Consider the following 17,201-nt stretch of genomic DNA (forward strand, 5'->3'; position numbering starts at 1 on the left):
CATCCTGGAACTCACCCACGAGCGCGACAAGCTCCGCGAGTGGATGTGGACCGTGGCCCCCCCCCCCCCCCCCCCCCCCGGCCCCCCGCCCCCGCCCCCGCCGGGGGCGCGTTGTCAACCGCCCCCGCCCGCCCCCGGGCCCCCCCCCCGGGGCGCGGCCCTTCTGGTGTGCGGCCGGCTGCCTACTGCGCGCGGGAGCGCCGTACGGAGAAGGCGACGAAGCCCGCTCCCACGCCCAGGCAGAGCGCGCCGCCCATCAGGTAGGGGCTGGTGTCGACGCTGCCGGTGTCGGCGAGCGAGAGGGGCAGCGCGGCGGCGTCGCGGGGCGCCGAGGCGTCCACGACCGTGGCGGTCTCGGAGAGCGTGGCCCGGTTCTCCCGGGCTGGCCGGTTCTGCCGGTCGGGCAGGGCGCGCTGGTCGGGCAGGCTCCGCTGGTCGGACAGGCCGGAGCGGACGGGTGTCTGGTCCGGTGCGGTGGCGTTCGCCGAGGGCACGAACCAGAGGGCGGCGAGGAGGGTGGTCGCTCCGAGAGCGGTGAGCAGCGATCGACGTGCGGACACGGTGCGATCCCCCTTGTGGCAGCAGCGAATTGGCCGTGTGCGCCGATGCTAGTGAAAGGGGCGGGTCGTGGGAAAGTCGAGGCTCGCTCGGGGCTTACTCTCCGTCGTATGAACTCTTCTGACACCTCACGGTACGTACGACTTCGGGTTGATTTGGTCCTTGAAGTGACCGACACCACAGCGCTGACGGGGGCCGCCCTCGCCCACATCAAGGCCGACGAGTTCATGCCGGACGAGGAGCGCGGCCACGCCGAGGCGGCGGTCGGCGCGGACGAGTCGGAGGCGCTCGCCTACCTCGTCGACCCCACCGACCTGGTCGCGGACATCCCCGGCGTGGAACTGGCCCAGGCGTCGTGGAGCAGCGAGCCCGTCGAATACGACCCCGAGTCCATGGAGTGGGACCTGGACGAGGAAGATGGTGACTTCGACGAAGAGGTGACCGACAACGCCTGACCGTGGGCTTGCCCACATCCCAACGGAACGTGGAACCGAAACGGGTCGTTCACGCGTTGTCACAACCGTGGGCAGGGGGCATGGCCTCCTGCCCGGTGGGTACTTTCCAGCGGCAGCTGGGGAGGAGCTCGGGGGTTCCGGCAACGATGGAGTGGCGTGTGAGGACGGACAGCAAGCGGCGGAAGAGGTCCCTGGTGGCCATATCCGCCGTCCTCGGTGGCGTACTGGTGCTTTCGGCGTGCAACGGCGGAGGTGACCAGCCCAAGGGCAGCGGGCAGGCGTCGGGCAAGTCGCAGGCCGATGTCGACGCGGCGGCGGCCAAGGACGCGTCGAAGGCGCGAATAGCCATCACGCCCAAGGACGGTGCCACCAACATCGGCCTCAACGACGCCACGAGCGTGACCGTGAGCGACGGCACCCTCACCAAGGTCGAGCTCAAGAGCTCCGACGGCGCGGACGTGCCGGGCAAGATAGCCGCCGACGGCAAGAGCTGGAAGCCGGAGGGCGCCCTCAAGCGCTCCACCAAGTACGCCTTGGCCGCGAGTGCCAAGGACGAGGCGGGTCACGAGGCGCACGAGAACGCCTCCTTCACCACCGTCTCCCCGGAGAACAGCTTCATCGGCTCGTTCGTGCCGGACGAGGGCCAGACCGTCGGCGTGGGCATGCCGGTCTCGATCACCTTCAACAAGCCCATCAAGGACCAGAAGGCCGTCCAGGCGGCCATCAACGTCTCGTCCAGCAGCGGCCAGGAAGTCGTCGGCCACTGGTTCGACGCGCAGCGGCTGGACTTCCGCCCGGAGCAGTACTGGCAGGCGAACTCCACCGTCACGCTGAAGCTGGCGCTGGACGGCGTCCAGGGCGCCCCGGGCATCAAGGGCGTCCAGAACAAGACCGTCACCTTCAAGATCGGCCGGAGCCAGGTCTCCACCGTCGACGCGAAGACCAAGCAGATGACGGTCACCCGGGACGGCCAGGTCGTCAAGACCATTCCGATCTCGGCGGGCTCCCCGGCGAACCCGACGTACAACGGCCAGATGGTGATCTCCGAGAAGTTCAAGGAGACCCGGATGGACGGCGCCACCGTCGGCTTCAAGAACGGCGAGGGCAAGGGCGAGTACGACATCAAGGACGTCCCGCACGCCATGCGGCTGTCCTCCTCGGGCACCTTCATCCACGGCAACTACTGGGGATCGGACTCGATCTTCGGCAACGTGAACACCAGCCACGGCTGTGTCGGCCTGAACGACACCCAGGGTGCGAACGACCCGAACACGGCGGGCGCCTGGTTCTTCGACAACTCGCTCATCGGCGACGTGGTCACCGTCGTCAACTCCCCCGACAAGACCATCAAGCCGGACAACGGCCTCAACGGGTGGAACATGAGCTGGGCGGAGTGGAAGGCCGGCTCGGCCTCCTGACGTCCGCGCCCTCCGGGGCGCACGGACCCGCGCGAACGGCGGGGAACCCCCACGGGTTCCCCGCCGTTCGGCGTTCTCATCGGACTCTTACCCGCGGCTTACCCGGTCATCAGGGGCGGTGCCTACGTTCGGCGCCATGTTCTTCACCTACCTCCGGCGCGAGTTGCGCCGCCGCCGCAAGGCGGCGCTGGTCGTCGCGTCCGGCCTCGCCCTCGGCATCGCCCTCGTCATCGTCGTCAGCTCCGTGTCGGCGGGCATGACCCAGGCCCAGGGCAAGGTCTTGCAGTCCCTCTACGGGCTGGGCACCGACATGACCGTCACCAAGGCCCAGCCACCGCAGGGGGAAGGGGGCGACTCCGGCCGCCCGCGCTTCAAGTTCGACGCCAAGGGCGACGGCGACGCGGGCGCCGACACCGACCAGAGCCGGGACCTGGTGATGCCCCAGGGCTTCCAGACCCTCGACTCCGCGACCGTCGGCAAGGTGGCCGGCCAGGACGGCGTGGCCCAGGCGGTCGGCGGCCTCAGCCTCCAGGTGACCAAGGTCAACGGCCAGTTCAAGCGCGGCGAGTTCCGCCGGGGCCAGGGCGGCGGCGGGGCGGCGGGCGGTACGGCCGGCAAGCCGGGCGGCGGCGGCGCGGGTGGCGGCAACACCGTCGAGGGCGGCGGCGCGGACTTCTCCGTCAACTCCTACTCCGTCTACGGCGCGGACGTCACCCAGCCGAAGCTGGGCCCGCTGACCACCTCCAAGATCACCTCGGGTCGGGCCTTCGCGGCGGCCGACAAGGACGCGGCCGTCGCCGTCGTCGACAGCGCGTACGCCAAGAAGAACAACCTGTCCGTCGGCTCCGACCTCACCCTCAAGGGCACCGCGTTCAAGGTCGTCGGCATCGCCACCGCCGACAGCGGGGACGCCACCGCCAACCTGTACGTCCCCCTGCACCAGGCCCAGACCCTCGCCGAGACCCCCGACAAGATCACCACGGTCTACGTCCAGGCCAAGGACTCCCAGGACATCGGCTCCGTCAAGCAGGCCATCCAGAAGAACGTCCCCGACACCACCGTCACCACCTCCGCCGACCTCGCGGACACCGTCTCCGGCTCGCTGTCCACCGCCGCCTCGCTCGCCTCCACCGTCGGCACGTGGCTGTCGTACATCGTGCTCGCCGCCGCCTTCCTCGTCGCCGGGCTGCTCACCTCCTCCGCCGTGTCCCGCCGCGTGCGCGAGTTCGGCACTCTCAAGGCGCTCGGCTGGAAGAGCGGCCGCGTCACCCTCCAGGTCGCCGGTGAAGCCCTCGTCAACGGCCTGATCGGCGGCGTCCTCGGCATCGCCGTCGGCCTCGGCGCCGCGTACGCGATCACCGCCACCAGCCCCACCCTCACCGCCAAGCTGGCGGGCGCCGCCGGGCGCGCGGGCATGCGGTCCGGGGGCGGGGGCGGCGGGATGCGCGCCGCCCGCCAGGGCGCCGGCAAGGCCCTGGACGTGGCCCTCACCGCCCCGGTGTCCCTGTCCGTCATCGGCCTGGCCGTCGCCCTCGCCGTGGCGGGCGGCCTGATCGCGGGCGGCTTCGGCGGCTGGCGGGCGTCGCGGCTGCGACCGGCGGACGCGCTGCGCCGCGTCGAATAGCCCGCCGGCCCGCCCCTCCCCACTTTTCGATCAAGCGAGGCAACCAGATGTACCAACTCAGCGGAGTCACCAAGCGCTACCGGCGCGGCAAGCAGTCCATCGACGCGCTCGCCGGCGTGGACCTCACCATCGAGGACGGCGGCCGGCTCGTCATCCAAGGACCCACCGGCGGCGGCAAGTCCACCCTGCTCCAGATGCTCGGCGCCCTCGACCGGCCGACCGAGGGCCAGGTCGTCCTGGACGGCCTGGACCTGGCGACCGTCTCCGAGGCCCGGCTCACCCGCGTCCGGGCCGAGACCATCGGCTTCGTCTTCCAGTCCTTCAACCTGATCCCGACGCTGACCGCGCAGGAGAACGTCGAGACGGCCCTGGTCCCCCTCGGCCTCAAGGCGCGCGAGCGGCGCACGCGGGCGGCCGAGGCGCTGGAATCGGTCGGCCTCGGCGAGCGGACCGGCCACCTGCCGGGCGAGATGTCCGGCGGCCAGCAGCAGCGCGTCGCGATCGCGCGGGCACTGGTCAAGCGGCCGAAGGTGCTGCTGGCCGACGAGCCGACCGGCAACCTGGACGAGTCGATGCGCGACGAGGTCATGGACCTGCTGGAAGGGCTGTGGAAGGAACACGGCCTGACGTTCGTGATGGTCACCCACGACAGCGCGCTCGCGAAGCGGGCCCCGCGCGTCGCGACGATCCGCAAGGGCCGGGTGACGGTGACGGAAAACCCCTGAGCGCGGCGTCGAGCGACCTTCATAGGGTCGGGGCATGACCGTTCACAAGCTGACCGCGCCCCCGTCCGATGCCGAAGTCGACGCCTGGCTGGGCGTCCTGACCGCGGCGGCGGCCGTCGACCGGGTGCCGGCGCCCTCCCGGGCGGAGGTCGCCGGGCGGCTGCGGGTGCCGCCGCTGCCGCGGCGGGCCGTGTACTGGGCGCGGGACGACGGCGCCGGCGTCGCCTCCCTGATCCTGTTCACGGACCCGGGCAACGCGCACGCCGCGTACCTGGACGTACTCGCGGTACGTCCGCACGTGCGCCGGCGCGGTGTCGGAACGGAGCTGTGGGAGCGGGTCCGTACGGAACTCCTGGCGCGGGGCCGCACCTCGATCAGCACCCTCGTCGACCTCGGCGGTCCCGGGCAGGCGTTCGCGGAGTCACTCGGCTTCGAGAACGTCCTGCCGATGTCCTGGTACGTCCAGGACCTCACGGGGGAGCCGGCGCCGCTGGCCCCCGTCCCGGTACCAGCCGGGTACGAGTTGCTCTACTGGCCCGGCCTGGTACCGCCGCGGTGGGCGGACGCGTTGGCCGTCGCCCACCGGGCCATGGAGGACGCGCCGGGCGGGGACACCGACCTGCTGTTCCTGGGCTGGACGGCGCAGCGCGTGCGCGCGGCGCAGCAACTCTTCATCGACCGGGGCGGGGAGCCGACCACGGTCGCCGCGGTCACCCCGGCGGGGGAGGTCGCGGCGTACACCGTCCTCGTCGTCCCGGACCCGACCGACCCGGCGGGCCCGCGCGGCCTCCAGCACGACACGGTCGTGGTCCCGGCCCACCGCGGCCGTGGGCTCGGCCGCGCCGTCAAGCTGGCGATGCTCGCCGAGGCGCGGTCGCGCCACCCCGCGCTGCGCGAGATCGACACGACCGTCGCCGACGAGAACGCGCCGATGCGGGCGGTCAACGCGGCCCTCGGCTACCGGCGCGAGCGGGCGGCGGCGGTGTTCCGGCTGGGGCTCTGACGCACTCGACCTCCGACGCCACCCGGCTCTGACACGACGTCACTCGTCGGCGGGCTCGGCCGTCCCCACATGGGTCGACCCCACCGGGTGGGTCGACCCCACCGGGTGGGCCGGGGCCGGGCCCGCCGCCGACCAGGACGACAGCATGCGCAACGCGTCGGCCGACGGGGAGTCCGGGGCGGCGTGGAAGGTGATCAGGGACTGCTCGGAGTCGTCCGGCAGCGCCAGCGTCTCGAACGCCAGGCTCAAGTCGCCCACCAGGGGATGCCGCAGCCGCTTCACCCCGTGCGTCTTGTCGTCCGCCAGGGTGTGCGCGGCCCACAGCCGCCGGAACTCCTCGCTCTTCACCGACAACTCGCCCACCAGCGCGGAGAGCTGCTCGTCCTCCGGGTGCCGGCCCGCGTACAGGCGCAGGTAGCTCACCACCTGGCAGGCCCGGCACTCCCACTCCGCGTACAGCTCGGCCGTCGCCGGGTCCAGGAACACCATCCGGACCAGATTGCGCTCCTGCGCCGGCAGCGCGCCGAAGTCACCGAACACCGCCGTCGCCATCCGGTTCCACGCCAGGACGTCCTGCCGCCGACCCACCAGGTACGCCGGTACGCCCTCCATCGCGTCCAGCAGCACGCGCAGCTCCGGGCGGACCTGCTCGGGGCGCCGCGAGGAACGACGCCTGCGCGGGCGCGGGCTCGCCAGGTGCGTCAGGTGCGCCGACTCGGTGCCGTCCAGGCGCAGGGCCCGCGCGATGGCGTCCAGTACGTCCGCCGACACGTTCTGCCCGTGGCCCTGCTCCAGCCGCGTGTAGTACGCGACCGATACGCCGGCCAACTGCGCCAGCTCCTCCCGGCGCAGGCCGGGGACCCTGCGGTGGCGTCCGTAGTGCGGCAGGCCCACGTCCTCGGGGCGCAGGCGCGCCCGGCGGGAGCGGAGGAACTCGCCCAGTTCGGCGCGCTGATCAAGCTGGTCCATACCGCCAGTATCACCGGGCCGCCGACCGGCAACCTGACCCCGCCAGTGGTAGGACCGGCAGTCCTATGCACCGCAGGGGGCTGGGTGGGAGCCGCCGCCACGGGCAGGGTGGTGGGTACCGCACCAAGGAACCCCCAGGAGAAGCAGCGCATGTCCGCCACTCAGCACACCCCGCTCACCCAGGTCGCCGCGTACGCCGCCCCCGCCCCCAAGGCTCCGCTGGAGCGCACCACCATCGCCCGCCGCGCCGTCGGCGAGCACGACGTACTCATCGACATCAAGTACGCCGGCATCTGCCACTCCGACATCCACCAGGTCACCGACGGCTGGGGCGAGGGCATCTACCCGATGGTCCCGGGCCACGAGATCGCCGGCGTCGTCACCGAGGTCGGCGCGGGCGTCACCAGGTTCGCGGTCGGCGACCACGTCGGCGTCGGCTGCTTCGTCGACTCCTGCCGCACCTGTGAGTACTGCCTGCGCGGCCAGGAGCAGTTCTGCACCCGGGGCATGACCGGCACGTACAACGCCCTCGGCAAGGACGGGCAGCCCACGTACGGCGGTTACTCCACGCACATCGTCGTCGACGAGAACTACACCGTCCGCATCCCCGACGGTCTCGCCCTCGACGTCGCCGCCCCGCTGCTGTGCGCGGGCATCACCCTCTACTCGCCGCTGCGGCACTGGCAGGCGGGCCCCGGCAAGAAGGTCGCGATCGTCGGCCTCGGCGGACTCGGGCACATGGGTGTGAAGATCGCGCACGCGCTGGGCGCGGAGGTCACCGTCCTGTCCCAGTCGCTGCGCAAGAAGGAGGACGGGCTGCGGCTGGGCGCCGCCCACTACTACGCGACGAACGACGAGACCACCTTCGAGGAGCTCGCCGGCAGCTTCGACCTGATCGTCTCCACCGTCTCGGCGCCGCTCGCCCTCGACGCGTACCTCGGTCTGCTCAAGGTCGACGGCGCGCTCGTGAACGTCGGCGCCCCCGAGGAGCCGGTCTCGCTGAACCTGTTCTCGGTCATCGGCGGCCGCAAGACCATCGCCGGCTCCATGATCGGCGGCATCGCCGAGACCCAGGAGATGCTCGACTTCTGCGCCGAGCACGGCCTGGGCGCCGAGATCGAACTCATCGGCGCCGACGGCATCAACGAGGCGTACGAGCGGGTCCAGGCGAGCGACGTCCGCTACCGCTTCGTCATCGACACCTCCACCATCTGACCCGCCCGGCCGCCCCCGGCCTCGCGCCCGGGCATCACCCGGGCGCGATCGCCGTCGACGGCCCCCTCAGCCCTCGGCGGCGGCCACGCCGATGGGGCAGGAGACGCCCGTGCCGCCGATGCCGCAGTAGCCGCCCGGGTTCTTGTCCAGGTACGGCTGCGTTACCACTTCTCTTTGCGTAGAATTAGTGACTCTTCGTAAAAGGGGTGGGAGTGAACGAAGTGGCACCGGTGATCCCGGTTGTCTCGTACGCGCGTATCTCCGCCGACACTGCCAGGGACGGTCATGGCGTCGAGGACCAGCACAAGGTGAACGGCGAGACGGCGGCCCGTCTCGGCTGGACAATCGTGCACCGCTATACCGACAACGACCTGTCGGCGTCCAAGGCGTCGGTGGTGCGACCGAACTTCGAGGCCATGGTGAAGGCGCTCAAGTCGGGCCACATGCCGGACGGGCAGCCCGTACGCGGCGTCATCGTGGTGGCGGATGACCGGCTAACGCGCCGTGCGGGCGACTACGAGCGGTTCGTGGACGCGCTCACGTACGAGGACGGACGGCTCTACGCCGACGCCAAAGGGTCGAAGAACCTCTACAGCGAGGACGTGGAGTCCATGGGGCTCTTCGGCGTCGTCATCTCCAAGATGGAGGTCCGCAAGATGCAGCGGCGGGCGCGCCGCTCACACCGCGCTCGCGCGGAGCTGGGCATCCCGGTGGGCGGAAAGCGCCCCTTCGGCTGGCAGGACGACAAGCTCGCGCTGGAGCCCGAGGAAGCGGCGTGGCTGGCGAAGGGCGCCCGCGAGGTGATCGCGGGCAAGTCCCTGCACTCGATCCTCCGCGAGTGGCGGGAGGCTGGCGTACGCACGATCAACGACAAGGAATGGGCGAGCCGCTCGCTCAAGCTCGCGCTGTGGAACCCGCGGCTGTGCGGCTGGCGGAAGCACAACGGCGAACTGGTGCGGGACGCCAACGGCATGCCCGTTGTCGGTCGCTGGGAGCCCGTCATCACTCCCAAGGAATGGATGGCCATCGACGCCATCTTCTCTGCCCGCGTCGGCCCCAACATGAAGGCTGACGGATCGGTCACGGACTACCGGACCCCCTCGTACCTGCTGACTGGAATCCTCCGCTGCGGAAAGCCTCGCGAGGATGAGCAAATCTGCAATTCGCCCCTTCGAGCAACCGTGCGAGCGGACCTCTCTGGGGGATATCTCTACCAGTGCCCCAGTAAAGAAATGGGCGGGTGTGGGGGCACCGGACGGAACGGCGCCAAGACCGATGAGTTCGTCACGGAAGCTGTACTTGCGAAGCTGGAAGAGAGGGCGGCCAGGTCGACGCACACCGACGAGCTGTGGGGAGGGGAGGAAGAGCTGGGCTGCCTGATGGCCAAGCAGCGCAAGCTGCTCCAGGCGTGGCAGCAAGACCGAGTCTCGGATGAGCTGTTCTTCCCCGAGAACCAGAAGGTGGAAGCGCGTGTCAAGGAACTCCGCGCGGACAGGACACGTCACGCCCTGAGCCGGCAGCGGGCCGCCGAAGTCACTGGCGACGTACGCGAGCGTTGGACCTCGGGCAGGCTGGACCTGGCGCAGAAGCGTGCCCTGATCAGGGAAGCGCTACACGCGGTGATCGTGCTGCCGGTGGGAGGCGGAGGTCGGCGCCCGTTCAACCCAGACCTGCTGGTCCCGAAGTGGCGGGTCTGACGGGGCAGTGGAATCGGAATGGGGCGCCGCCGTCTGGTTGGTGCCTCTTCGTTTGCCTTGCGGGTATGGGCTACCGCTGCCTGCGTGGGCCTTGGCTGCTACATGTACGACACGGCCAGAGGTTCCCTGTCCTGCAAGGTGCATGGCATCCAGCGTGCAGGGAAGCCCTGGGGCCAGTCACCCGTGAGTCCGGATGCGTCGCGCAGTGCCCGCAGGGCTTTCCCGATCGAGTCGGCGGTCAGTGGTGCCGCTCCCAGTAGTCCGCGACGGCACGCTTCGGCTAGGGCCCTGTCCCGGTAGTTTTGATACTCGCCAAGCTTGTGGTCAGGGAGCACGTCGAACATCCAGAAGTCGTGATTAGGCAGGTCGGACACGTGCTGCTCAGCCTGGTCGATGATGCCGATGGGCTCGCCGGCCGTGATGTTGCCGGGTACGCGACCAGTTCGTACCGCAGATAATCGGTCAGCGGGGACCGGAGCAGGTGAACGCGCGAGACCTTCTTGCCCTTGTTGTCATGGACCGTACCCACAGGTTGTCGTCTCAGTCAGGGCCCATGTCCCCGCCAGCAGGAAGCGTTCGAACTCCTCGCGTTCCTCCTCCACGTCGTAGAGGCTGGGCTTCAGGGTGCCCAGGTGGGTAGTAGTACCTGTTGCGATCACCTGGCGGCTGGTCAGGCTGCCACTGCCAGATTGAGCGGCGGTGGCGACGGTGAAGGTCACGGTGAAGACGCAGTCGTGTGAGCCATCGCATTGGCTTCTTCGAGGTGTCCTGGACGTATAGCGGGGTTGCCACGATGAGCCGTGGGAGGAATTGCGACTCCGGGATGTGGAGGTCTACCCGGGCCAACCCCTGCACTCGCGCACGATGCTGCGGTGCATGGTGGCCTTCAATCACGTTGAACACCCACCGCGCCACCTGTTCAGGACGATTGACGCGTGACACGGCCAGGGATTCCGCCGTCAGGGCTTCGGGGATGTCTGTCCACCCGCGTTCATCTGCGTCGTTGATCTTGAGGATCAGCTCATGCAACCACGTGGTACCGGATCCCATTCTTCCTGCCGTTGCGGTCTTCTTGAGCAGGTGTTCCGTGGAACCGCACAACATCAGGTCAACGGGGGTTCCAACCGGACTTCGTTCACTTCGCAAGGATCCGAAGAAGAGCACAACATCGTCGAGGTCTGGGAGATTGCTGTCCCCATGGGATGTGCTCCAGCCCATCTCAACGTCGAAAACGATCCACTCGCCAGTTGTGAGCTCCGGAGCGTAGAAGCACGCTGCCTCACGCTCAAGCTGCCGCCGCACCTGGCGAAGCCTGTGGAGCTCAGTGTCGGTCGGATTTCGCGGTGGCGCGGGTGAGACTGCCAGCGTTGCAACCTGTAGATCTAATTCTGCGTTCACCGTCGGCAGGCGGCGTGGGGGGCGTTCGGGGAAGAACGCTTCCAGCCTGCGCCGCGAGAAGTAGATCATGTTGTTCAACCGCATACATGCCCCACTGGCTTAGCGGGCTCCCCGTGAGCCACACAGCTCAAGTACCCACCGACCGGTCACGGCCAATCGTCGGGGAGCCAGCCTGCTCATGCCTGCATCACGGGGCTGTCAGTCTTCGGCAGTGACCACGCCGATCGGGCAGGAGACGCCCGTCCCGCCGATGCCGCAGTAGCCGTTGATGTTGCGGTCCAGGTACTGCTGGTGGTGTGCCTCGGCAGGCCAGAAGGGGCGCTCATCGGCCGGGAGGACGGCCGTGGTGATCTCGCCGTGGCCCGAGGCGGTCAGGACGCGCTGGTAGGCGGCCCGGGAGGACTCGGCCTCCGCCTGCTGGGCGGGGGAGTGGGTGTAGATCGCCGAGCGGTACTGGGTGCCGACGTCGTTGCCCTGGCGGAAGCCCTGGGTGGGGTCGTGGGACTCCCAGAACAGCTTCAGCAGCGTGGCGTACGAGACCCGCGACGGGTCGAAGACCACCCGGACGACCTCGGTGTGGCCGGTCAGGCCCGAGCACACCTCCTCGTACGTCGGGTTCTCCGTGAAACCGCCCTGGTAGCCGGCCAGGGTCGTCCACACCCCCGGGGTCTGCCAGAACTTGCGCTCCGCGCCCCAGAAACAGCCCAGCCCGAAGTCGGCCACCGCGAGGTGCGCGGGGTAGGGGCCGGCGAGCGGATTGCCGAGCACGGTGTGCACGGCGGGCACGTCGAAGAGGGGCCGGGGGCGGCCCTTGAGGGCCTCCTCGCGGGTGGGGAGCTCGGGCGTACGGCGGTACGAGAACATGGATTCCCTCCTAGTGGTATCCCCTCAACGACCGGGGGCGGGCCCGGATTCCCGGCCCCGCCCCGCCCGGCCCTGTGCCGTCACCCGTCACGTGCCGTGCATCATCTGCCGCACGCTGAAGTCGCGGGTCTTCAGGAAGGTGGCCTTGGGCCGGCGCGGTGCGTTGCAAGAACGCCGTGATGCCTTCCGGCACAGTTCGAGGACGAGCGTCACGTACGGGATGCAGTCGGGGCAGCTCAAGGAGATCCGGGCGTTCGACCCGGAGCGTCAGGGCCGCTGGTCGTTCTCCAGCCAGCAGGCCACCCTTCGCCGTCTCGACAAGGCGTTCGCCGCGTTCTTTCGCCGGATCAGGTCCGGCGACACCCCCGGCTACCCGCGTTTTCGCGGGGTGAACCGGTTCGACACGGTGGAGTTCCCCAGGGACGGGGCGTAAGTGGTTCGTCGTGCTGACCGCCGAACAGGAGCGGCCCGAGCCGCTGCCCCCGACGGGCAGCGTGGTGGGCATCGACCTCGGTATCGCGTCGTTCCTCACCGACTCCAACGGCGTACATGTCCCCAACCCGCGCCACGGGCGCCACGCCGCCGACCGGCTCGAAGCCGCGCAACAGGCCCTGTCCCGGTTTCCGCTCTGCGAGGCCAAGGACCGCAGCGCCAACCACCAGCGCGCCGTGGAGAAGGTCGCGGGGCTCCACGGCAAGGTACGTCGCTGGCGCCTGGACCACGCGCACAAGACCGCGCTCGCCCTTGTGCGTGAGCATGATGTCATCGCGCACGAGGACCTCAAGATCCGCAACATGGGCAAGGCCCCCGCGCCGAAGCCCGACCCCGACCAGCCGGGCAGCTTCCTGTCCAATGGGGCCACCGCGAAGGCCGGGCTGAACCGTTCGATCGCCGATGCCGGTTGGGGGGTGTTCCTGACGATCCTGTACGCCAAGGCTGAAAGCGCCGGTCGGCATGTGATCGCCGTGGACCCCCGCAACACCTCCCGGCGGTGCCCCACATTCGGGCACACCGCCAAGGAGAACCGGCCCACACAGGAGAAGTTCCACTGCGTCGCCTGCGGCCACACCGCGCACGCCGACACAGTGGGAGCACTCAACGTTCTACGGGCCGGGCTGGTCCGTCGCGACGCCAACCCGGCATAGCGAGAAGCCCCCTCGCTTACGAGGGGGAGGAGTCACATGGACAGATCCCCTCGGCCGGCCGGCGGCGGTGGGGGGAGGAGGAACCGAACGGAGCCGTTTGCGGAACTGCGGACGTCCGGGCTCGGGCTCGTCCGGTGCGTTCCGGCCGATCGGGGGCGGATCGGTGCCATCGGTGGGAGTGGTGGTGGTCGCGGTGGTCGGTCGGGCGGGGCGGGTCAGTGGGGGAGGGTGGCCGGGGAGCCGCCGTTGGCCTCGTAGCCCGCGACCGCCAGGGCCCGGTGGATCGCGTACGCCGCAGCCGGGTCCTGGGCCGTCGACCAGGGCAGTGCGCCCACGTAGCCGTCGACGTGCCGTACCTGCTCCATCGCCTCGGCCCAGCGCTCCATCCCCACGAGGAACCACAGCAGCAGGTGCCGTACGTGCGCGAGCATCGGGTCGTCCGGGCCGGCCGAGGCCACCGCGTACAGCGCCCCCTCCACCGCCCGCGTCACCACCGCGCCGCGCCAGAACGACGACACGAGGATCACCTCGGGCAGGTGCTCGTACACCGCGAACAGCGGCAACGCCGCCAGCAGCGAGCCCCGCGGGGCGCGGGCCGCCGCCGCGTGCGCGAACGCGTCGGCCTTCTCCCGCGAGCCGTGCCACTTCTCGCACCAGTAGTTGAGCGCGGCCAGGTGCGCGCCCATGTGGTTCGGGGCCACGTCGATGATCTTCGCCCACAGCGTGTCGTACTCGGTCTCGGAGTACCCCAGCCCCCGCGCGACCGCCAGCTCCGTGATGTACGGGACCGGGTCCCCCGGCGCGAGCAGCGCCGCCCGGCCGCAGGCATCCCGGGCCTCCTCCAGGATGATCCGGTGGTCGGTGGAGCCCACCCCGCCCGATTGCCGCCACGCCTGCTGCACCAGCAGCTCCGCGTGCACCTGCGCGCCGCCGGCGTCCTTCGGCGCCTCCAGCCGCCACGCCTTGAGCCACTGCGCGCCGTGCCCCGGACGCTCCGCGAGCTCCAGCGCCGCCGCGCCGCCGAACGCCTGGACGCGCTGCCAACGCAGCTCCCCGGCGGCGGGGGTGCCGGCCAGCAGTTGCGAGGCGGCCTGCCAGCCGGCGGTCCGGCGCACGTTCTCCAAGGCGTCCATCAGGTCCGGGTCGGGCCCGGGCACCCGGACGTCGAGGTCCTCCTGCCGGTCGAATCCGTAGTTCGCGGGGTCGGCCGCGTCGGGGCTGCCGGGCGCGACCAGCCGGACACCGCCCCGCCTGCGCCGGATGTACGGACCCAGGGCGGCGACGACCAGCCCGACCGCGATCAGGAACCACAGAATCTCCATGGCCCCAGCGAACCAGACGCACCCGCGCGAACGCGAATGCCCTCCGCCCCGGCGGGACCCGGCGGCCCGGCCGGCCGGCCGGGCCGGGGAGGACCCGTGGGGCGTGTGGGGCATAGCATCGGCCCATGAGCGACGACAGCCACGAGCACCAGAGCTTCGAGACCCGCGCGATCCACGCGGGCAACACGGCGGACCCGCTGACCGGCGCGGTCGTGCCCCCGATCTACCAGGTGTCCACGTACAAGCAGGACGGCGTCGGCGGCCTGCGCGGCGGCTACGAGTACAGCCGCAGCGCCAACCCGACCCGGACCGCCCTGGAGGAGAACCTCGCGGCACTGGAGGGCGGCTCGCGCGGCCTCGCCTTCGCGTCCGGGCTCGCCGCCGAGGACTGCCTGCTGCGTACGCTGCTGGCCCCCGGCGACCACGTGGTCATCCCCAACGACGCCTACGGCGGCACCTTCCGGCTCTTCGCGAAGGTCGTCTCCCGCTGGGGCGTCGAGTGGTCGGTGGCCGACACCTCCGACGCCGAGTCCGTCCGCGCGGCGATCACCCCGAAGACCAAGGTCATCTGGGTCGAGACCCCCTCGAACCCGCTGCTCGGCATCACCGACATCGCCATGGTGGCCGACGTCGCGCGCACCGCCGGGGCCAAGCTGGTCGTCGACAACACCTTCGCCTCGCCCTACCTCCAGCAGCCGCTGGCCCTGGGCGCCGACGTGGTCGTGCACTCGCTGACGAAGTACATGGGCGGGCACTCCGACGTCGTCGGCGGCGCCCTCGTCACCGCCGACGCGGCGCTGGGCGAGGAACTGGCCTACCACCAGAACGCGATGGGCGCCGTCGCCGGCCCCTTCGACTCCTGGATCGTGCTGCGCGGCATCAAGACCCTCGCCGTCCGCATGGACCGGCACGCCGAGAACGCCGCCAAGATCGTCGAGGTGCTCAAGCGGCACCCGAAGGTCACCAAGGTCCTCTACCCGGGCCTGCCCGAGCACCCCGGCCACGAGATCGCCGCCAAGCAGATGCGCAACTTCGGCGGCATGATCTCCTTCCAGGTCGAGGGCGGCGAGGAGGCGGCGGTCGCCGTCTGCGACCGGGCGAAGCTCTTCACCCTGGGCGAGTCCCTCGGCGGCGTCGAGTCCCTCATCGAGCACCCGGGCCGGATGACGCACGCCTCGGTCGCCGGATCGGCGCTGGAGGTCCCCGCCGACCTGATCCGCCTCTCCGTCGGCATCGAGAACGCCGACGACCTCATCGCGGACCTGACGCGGGCGCTGGGCTAGCCGGACCATTGCGCCGGGCGGTGGCTACCAGCCCTCCAAGGGCGGGGAGACACCGCTCGGCGGCGTCACCCACGGGCGGGTCAGGACCGCCCACACCGTGAAGGCCGCGGCCGCCGCGAGGAGCACCGCCCAGCCGAACCGCCGCAATGCCCGGTAGCGGCGCAGCAGCCGGGTCCCGCGGGCCGCGGCAGCCGCCGCCAGCCCGGTCGGCACCGGTGGGTGCGGGCCCGCCAGCAACCGCCTGACCCGGTCCTCCTTGGGGTCCGGGAAGCCGCTCACGCCGCGTGCCCGTCGTCGGTCGGCGCGGCGCGCAGCTTCGCCAGGGCGCCGGCGCGCAGCGCCTCCACCCGCTCGGGCGGCAGTGCCAGCTGCGCGGCCGTGACCTCCTCCGCGACGCCCTCGTAGACCCGCAGCACCAACACCAGCCGCTCCTGCGGGCCCAGCCCGGCTAGGACACCGCTGCCACCGGGGTGCCGCCGGGCGGTGCGGGCGTATGCCGCGCAGAGCCGGCGGCGCGTGAACTCGTACGGATCGTCCGCGCGGAGTCTGCGCCAGTGCGCGTACGTCCGGGCCAGCGCGCCCGCGAGGAGCCGGCGGGCGACGGGCGGGTCGGACTCCGGCTCGGCCGTCAGCAGGACCGCGACGTGCAGCAGCCGGCCCGCCGCGCCCGCGACGAACGCCTCGAACTCCGCGAAGGGTCCCGCCCGGTGGTCCACAGCCGCCATGACCCACATGGTGCGGCCGGGGGGACCACCCCGGTCAAGGGGTGGGACGGGGCCGGATGCGCGCGCTCCCGGCCCGTCGGACTCAGGTCGTCGGACCGGCGTCCTGGACGGAGGCCATCAGCTCCGACAGCGACACGTTGAACCGGGTCAGCAGCGAGGTGAACGCCTCGCGCTCCTCCTCGGTCCAGTCCCGCGTCACCAGGGCCATCAGCTCGCGCCGTGAGGAACGTACCTCCTCCAGCCGCGCCAGCCCGCGCGGGGACAGCGCCAGCACCACGGCCCGGCCGTCCTCGGGGTGGGAGGTGCGCTTGACCAGGCCGCCGTCGACGAGCGGGGCGACCTGCCGGGTGACGGTGGAGGAGTCGATGCCCATGCCGCCCGCGAGCGCCTTGACGCCCATGGGCCCTTCCAGGTCCAGCCGGTTCAGCAGCAGGTAGGCGGCGCGGTCCATCGAGTTGCGGGCCTGGCCCACCCCACCGAGACGGGTCTGCTCCGCGCGGCGGGCGAAGACCGCCACCTGGTGCTGGAGCGCGTCGAGGAGACCGGCTTCGGCGGGCGTTTCGGCCGCCGTGGGCAGGTCGGAACTGGCCGGGATGGAGGGCATGGCCGTGGGCTCTCTTCGCGTGGGTCCGACAAGGATGGGGGACAGAGTACGCGGCCACACGGCGGCTCGTACGCCCCGTACGAGATCTGATACGACCCCTCTTTTTCGCGGGCTCGGTTCGTCCCCCGGCCTTCGCCCGGGAGGCGCCCCCGGGGCCGCTGTGAGCCTGCCCCCGCCGCGCCCCTTCAGCCCACTC

General features: G+C 71.0%; 17 protein-coding genes and 3 pseudogenes. 9 read left to right on the plus strand and 11 right to left on the minus strand.

Annotated features, from left to right (window positions below; genetic code table 11):
• Positions 1-182: 182 nt before the first annotated feature.
• Complete coding sequence (locus ACFVXJ_RS22855) at positions 183-560, minus strand: hypothetical protein (protein WP_389664163.1); 378 nt, start codon at positions 558-560, stop codon at positions 183-185.
• A 165-nt stretch (positions 561-725) separates the two neighbouring features.
• Between ACFVXJ_RS22855 and ACFVXJ_RS22860 the strand changes: the two genes are divergently transcribed.
• From ACFVXJ_RS22860 to ACFVXJ_RS22880, 5 genes are all read left to right on the plus strand, one after another.
• Complete coding sequence (locus ACFVXJ_RS22860; protein ID WP_389664165.1) at positions 726-1,013, plus strand: hypothetical protein; 288 nt, start codon at positions 726-728, stop codon at positions 1,011-1,013.
• A 146-nt stretch (positions 1,014-1,159) separates the two neighbouring features.
• Entirely contained in the window at positions 1,160-2,431 is a 1,272-nt protein-coding gene (locus ACFVXJ_RS22865) for an Ig-like domain-containing protein (RefSeq protein ID WP_389664166.1), read from the plus strand.
• A 136-nt stretch (positions 2,432-2,567) separates the two neighbouring features.
• The gene (locus ACFVXJ_RS22870) at positions 2,568-4,055 is read left to right on the plus strand and encodes an ABC transporter permease (RefSeq protein ID WP_389664168.1); all 1,488 of its coding nucleotides are present in this window, start codon (positions 2,568-2,570) and stop codon (positions 4,053-4,055) included.
• 47 nt (positions 4,056-4,102) lie between these two features.
• Positions 4,103-4,780 carry an ABC transporter ATP-binding protein gene (locus tag ACFVXJ_RS22875; RefSeq protein ID WP_389664169.1) on the plus strand — a complete coding sequence of 226 codons (678 nt, stop codon included), beginning with the start codon at positions 4,103-4,105 and terminating at the stop codon, positions 4,778-4,780.
• Between the two features lie 34 nt (positions 4,781-4,814).
• A complete protein-coding gene (locus ACFVXJ_RS22880; protein WP_389664170.1) occupies positions 4,815-5,783 on the plus strand; it encodes a GNAT family N-acetyltransferase in 969 nt (322 codons plus the stop codon).
• Between the two features lie 39 nt (positions 5,784-5,822).
• On the opposite strand, the gene ACFVXJ_RS22885 is transcribed toward ACFVXJ_RS22880, so the two are convergent.
• The gene (locus ACFVXJ_RS22885; RefSeq protein ID WP_389664172.1) at positions 5,823-6,752 is read right to left on the minus strand and encodes a helix-turn-helix domain-containing protein; all 930 of its coding nucleotides are present in this window, start codon (positions 6,750-6,752) and stop codon (positions 5,823-5,825) included.
• Between the two features lie 150 nt (positions 6,753-6,902).
• Between ACFVXJ_RS22885 and ACFVXJ_RS22890 the strand changes: the two genes are divergently transcribed.
• A complete protein-coding gene (locus ACFVXJ_RS22890) occupies positions 6,903-7,967 on the plus strand; it encodes an NAD(P)-dependent alcohol dehydrogenase (protein ID WP_389664174.1) in 1,065 nt (354 codons plus the stop codon).
• Between the two features lie 66 nt (positions 7,968-8,033).
• On the opposite strand, the pseudogene ACFVXJ_RS22895 reads toward ACFVXJ_RS22890, so the two are convergent.
• Positions 8,034-8,138, minus strand: a pseudogene (locus tag ACFVXJ_RS22895) (peptide-methionine (S)-S-oxide reductase); the annotation flags it as partial.
• Positions 8,139-8,179: 41 nt separating this feature from the next.
• Here ACFVXJ_RS22895 and ACFVXJ_RS22900 point away from each other — a divergent pair.
• The gene (locus tag ACFVXJ_RS22900) at positions 8,180-9,664 is read left to right on the plus strand and encodes a recombinase family protein (RefSeq protein ID WP_389664175.1); all 1,485 of its coding nucleotides are present in this window, start codon (positions 8,180-8,182) and stop codon (positions 9,662-9,664) included.
• 280 nt (positions 9,665-9,944) lie between these two features.
• On the opposite strand, the gene ACFVXJ_RS22905 is transcribed toward ACFVXJ_RS22900, so the two are convergent.
• The 4 genes and pseudogenes from ACFVXJ_RS22905 to msrA all read right to left on the minus strand — a co-directional run bounded on the left by ACFVXJ_RS22905 (position 9,945) and on the right by msrA (position 11,926).
• The gene (locus tag ACFVXJ_RS22905; protein ID WP_389664177.1) at positions 9,945-10,193 is read right to left on the minus strand and encodes a DUF6879 family protein; all 249 of its coding nucleotides are present in this window, start codon (positions 10,191-10,193) and stop codon (positions 9,945-9,947) included.
• Positions 10,177-10,383 carry a hypothetical protein gene (locus tag ACFVXJ_RS22910; RefSeq protein ID WP_389664403.1) on the minus strand — a complete coding sequence of 69 codons (207 nt, stop codon included), beginning with the start codon at positions 10,381-10,383 and terminating at the stop codon, positions 10,177-10,179. The genes ACFVXJ_RS22905 and ACFVXJ_RS22910 overlap by 17 nt, the downstream gene beginning before the upstream one ends.
• Positions 10,384-10,444: 61 nt before the next feature.
• Positions 10,445-11,146 (minus strand): annotated as a pseudogene (locus tag ACFVXJ_RS22915) (SAVMC3_10250 family protein); the annotation flags it as partial.
• Positions 11,147-11,260: 114 nt separating this feature from the next.
• The gene (gene msrA / locus ACFVXJ_RS22920) at positions 11,261-11,926 is read right to left on the minus strand and encodes a peptide-methionine (S)-S-oxide reductase MsrA (protein ID WP_389664179.1); all 666 of its coding nucleotides are present in this window, start codon (positions 11,924-11,926) and stop codon (positions 11,261-11,263) included.
• Between the two features lie 157 nt (positions 11,927-12,083).
• On the opposite strand from msrA, the pseudogene ACFVXJ_RS22925 reads away from it, so the two are divergent.
• Positions 12,084-13,071: pseudogene (locus tag ACFVXJ_RS22925) on the plus strand (RNA-guided endonuclease InsQ/TnpB family protein); the annotation flags it as partial.
• 215 nt (positions 13,072-13,286) lie between these two features.
• Here the strand turns inward: ACFVXJ_RS22925 and ACFVXJ_RS22930 are convergent.
• Positions 13,287-14,393, minus strand: a complete 1,107-nt coding sequence (locus ACFVXJ_RS22930; protein ID WP_389664181.1) for a hypothetical protein — start codon at positions 14,391-14,393, stop codon at positions 13,287-13,289.
• A 125-nt stretch (positions 14,394-14,518) separates the two neighbouring features.
• Between ACFVXJ_RS22930 and ACFVXJ_RS22935 the strand changes: the two genes are divergently transcribed.
• Positions 14,519-15,676 (plus strand): cystathionine gamma-synthase, encoded by a 1,158-nt coding sequence (locus ACFVXJ_RS22935; protein ID WP_389664182.1) that lies wholly within the window; start codon positions 14,519-14,521, stop codon positions 15,674-15,676.
• Between the two features lie 24 nt (positions 15,677-15,700).
• Here ACFVXJ_RS22935 and ACFVXJ_RS22940 read toward each other — a convergent pair whose 3' ends face one another.
• The 3 genes from ACFVXJ_RS22940 to ACFVXJ_RS22950 all read right to left on the minus strand — a co-directional run bounded on the left by ACFVXJ_RS22940 (position 15,701) and on the right by ACFVXJ_RS22950 (position 17,005).
• Positions 15,701-15,955, minus strand: a complete 255-nt coding sequence (locus ACFVXJ_RS22940) for a hypothetical protein (protein ID WP_389664184.1) — start codon at positions 15,953-15,955, stop codon at positions 15,701-15,703.
• Positions 15,952-16,401, minus strand: coding sequence for a sigma factor-like helix-turn-helix DNA-binding protein (locus ACFVXJ_RS22945; protein WP_389664186.1), 450 nt, complete (start codon positions 16,399-16,401; stop codon positions 15,952-15,954). Before ACFVXJ_RS22945 ends, ACFVXJ_RS22940 begins: the two co-directional genes overlap by 4 nt.
• Before the next feature lie 82 nt (positions 16,402-16,483).
• Complete coding sequence (locus ACFVXJ_RS22950) at positions 16,484-17,005, minus strand: MarR family winged helix-turn-helix transcriptional regulator (RefSeq protein ID WP_389664188.1); 522 nt, start codon at positions 17,003-17,005, stop codon at positions 16,484-16,486.
• Positions 17,006-17,201 lie beyond the last annotated feature (196 nt).

The sequence above is a fragment of the Streptomyces sp. NPDC058279 genome, assembly GCF_042881255.1.
Taxonomy (GTDB): Bacteria; Actinomycetota; Actinomycetes; order Streptomycetales; family Streptomycetaceae; genus Streptomyces.

Coding starts and splice junctions, on each gene's coding strand:
- ACFVXJ_RS22875 (WP_389664169.1), top strand. CDS start 4,103: ATGTACCAACTCAGCGGAGTCACCAAGCGCTACCGGCGCGGCAAGCAG.
- ACFVXJ_RS22885 (WP_389664172.1), bottom strand. CDS start 6,752: ATGGACCAGCTTGATCAGCGCGCCGAACTGGGCGAGTTCCTCCGCTCC.
- ACFVXJ_RS22880 (WP_389664170.1), top strand. CDS start 4,815: ATGACCGTTCACAAGCTGACCGCGCCCCCGTCCGATGCCGAAGTCGAC.
- ACFVXJ_RS22950 (WP_389664188.1), bottom strand. CDS start 17,005: ATGCCCTCCATCCCGGCCAGTTCCGACCTGCCCACGGCGGCCGAAACG.
- ACFVXJ_RS22890 (WP_389664174.1), top strand. CDS start 6,903: ATGTCCGCCACTCAGCACACCCCGCTCACCCAGGTCGCCGCGTACGCC.
- ACFVXJ_RS22865 (WP_389664166.1), top strand. CDS start 1,160: ATGGAGTGGCGTGTGAGGACGGACAGCAAGCGGCGGAAGAGGTCCCTG.
- ACFVXJ_RS22945 (WP_389664186.1), bottom strand. CDS start 16,401: ATGGCGGCTGTGGACCACCGGGCGGGACCCTTCGCGGAGTTCGAGGCG.
- ACFVXJ_RS22935 (WP_389664182.1), top strand. CDS start 14,519: ATGAGCGACGACAGCCACGAGCACCAGAGCTTCGAGACCCGCGCGATC.
- msrA (WP_389664179.1), bottom strand. CDS start 11,926: ATGTTCTCGTACCGCCGTACGCCCGAGCTCCCCACCCGCGAGGAGGCC.
- ACFVXJ_RS22870 (WP_389664168.1), top strand. CDS start 2,568: ATGTTCTTCACCTACCTCCGGCGCGAGTTGCGCCGCCGCCGCAAGGCG.
- ACFVXJ_RS22930 (WP_389664181.1), bottom strand. CDS start 14,393: ATGGAGATTCTGTGGTTCCTGATCGCGGTCGGGCTGGTCGTCGCCGCC.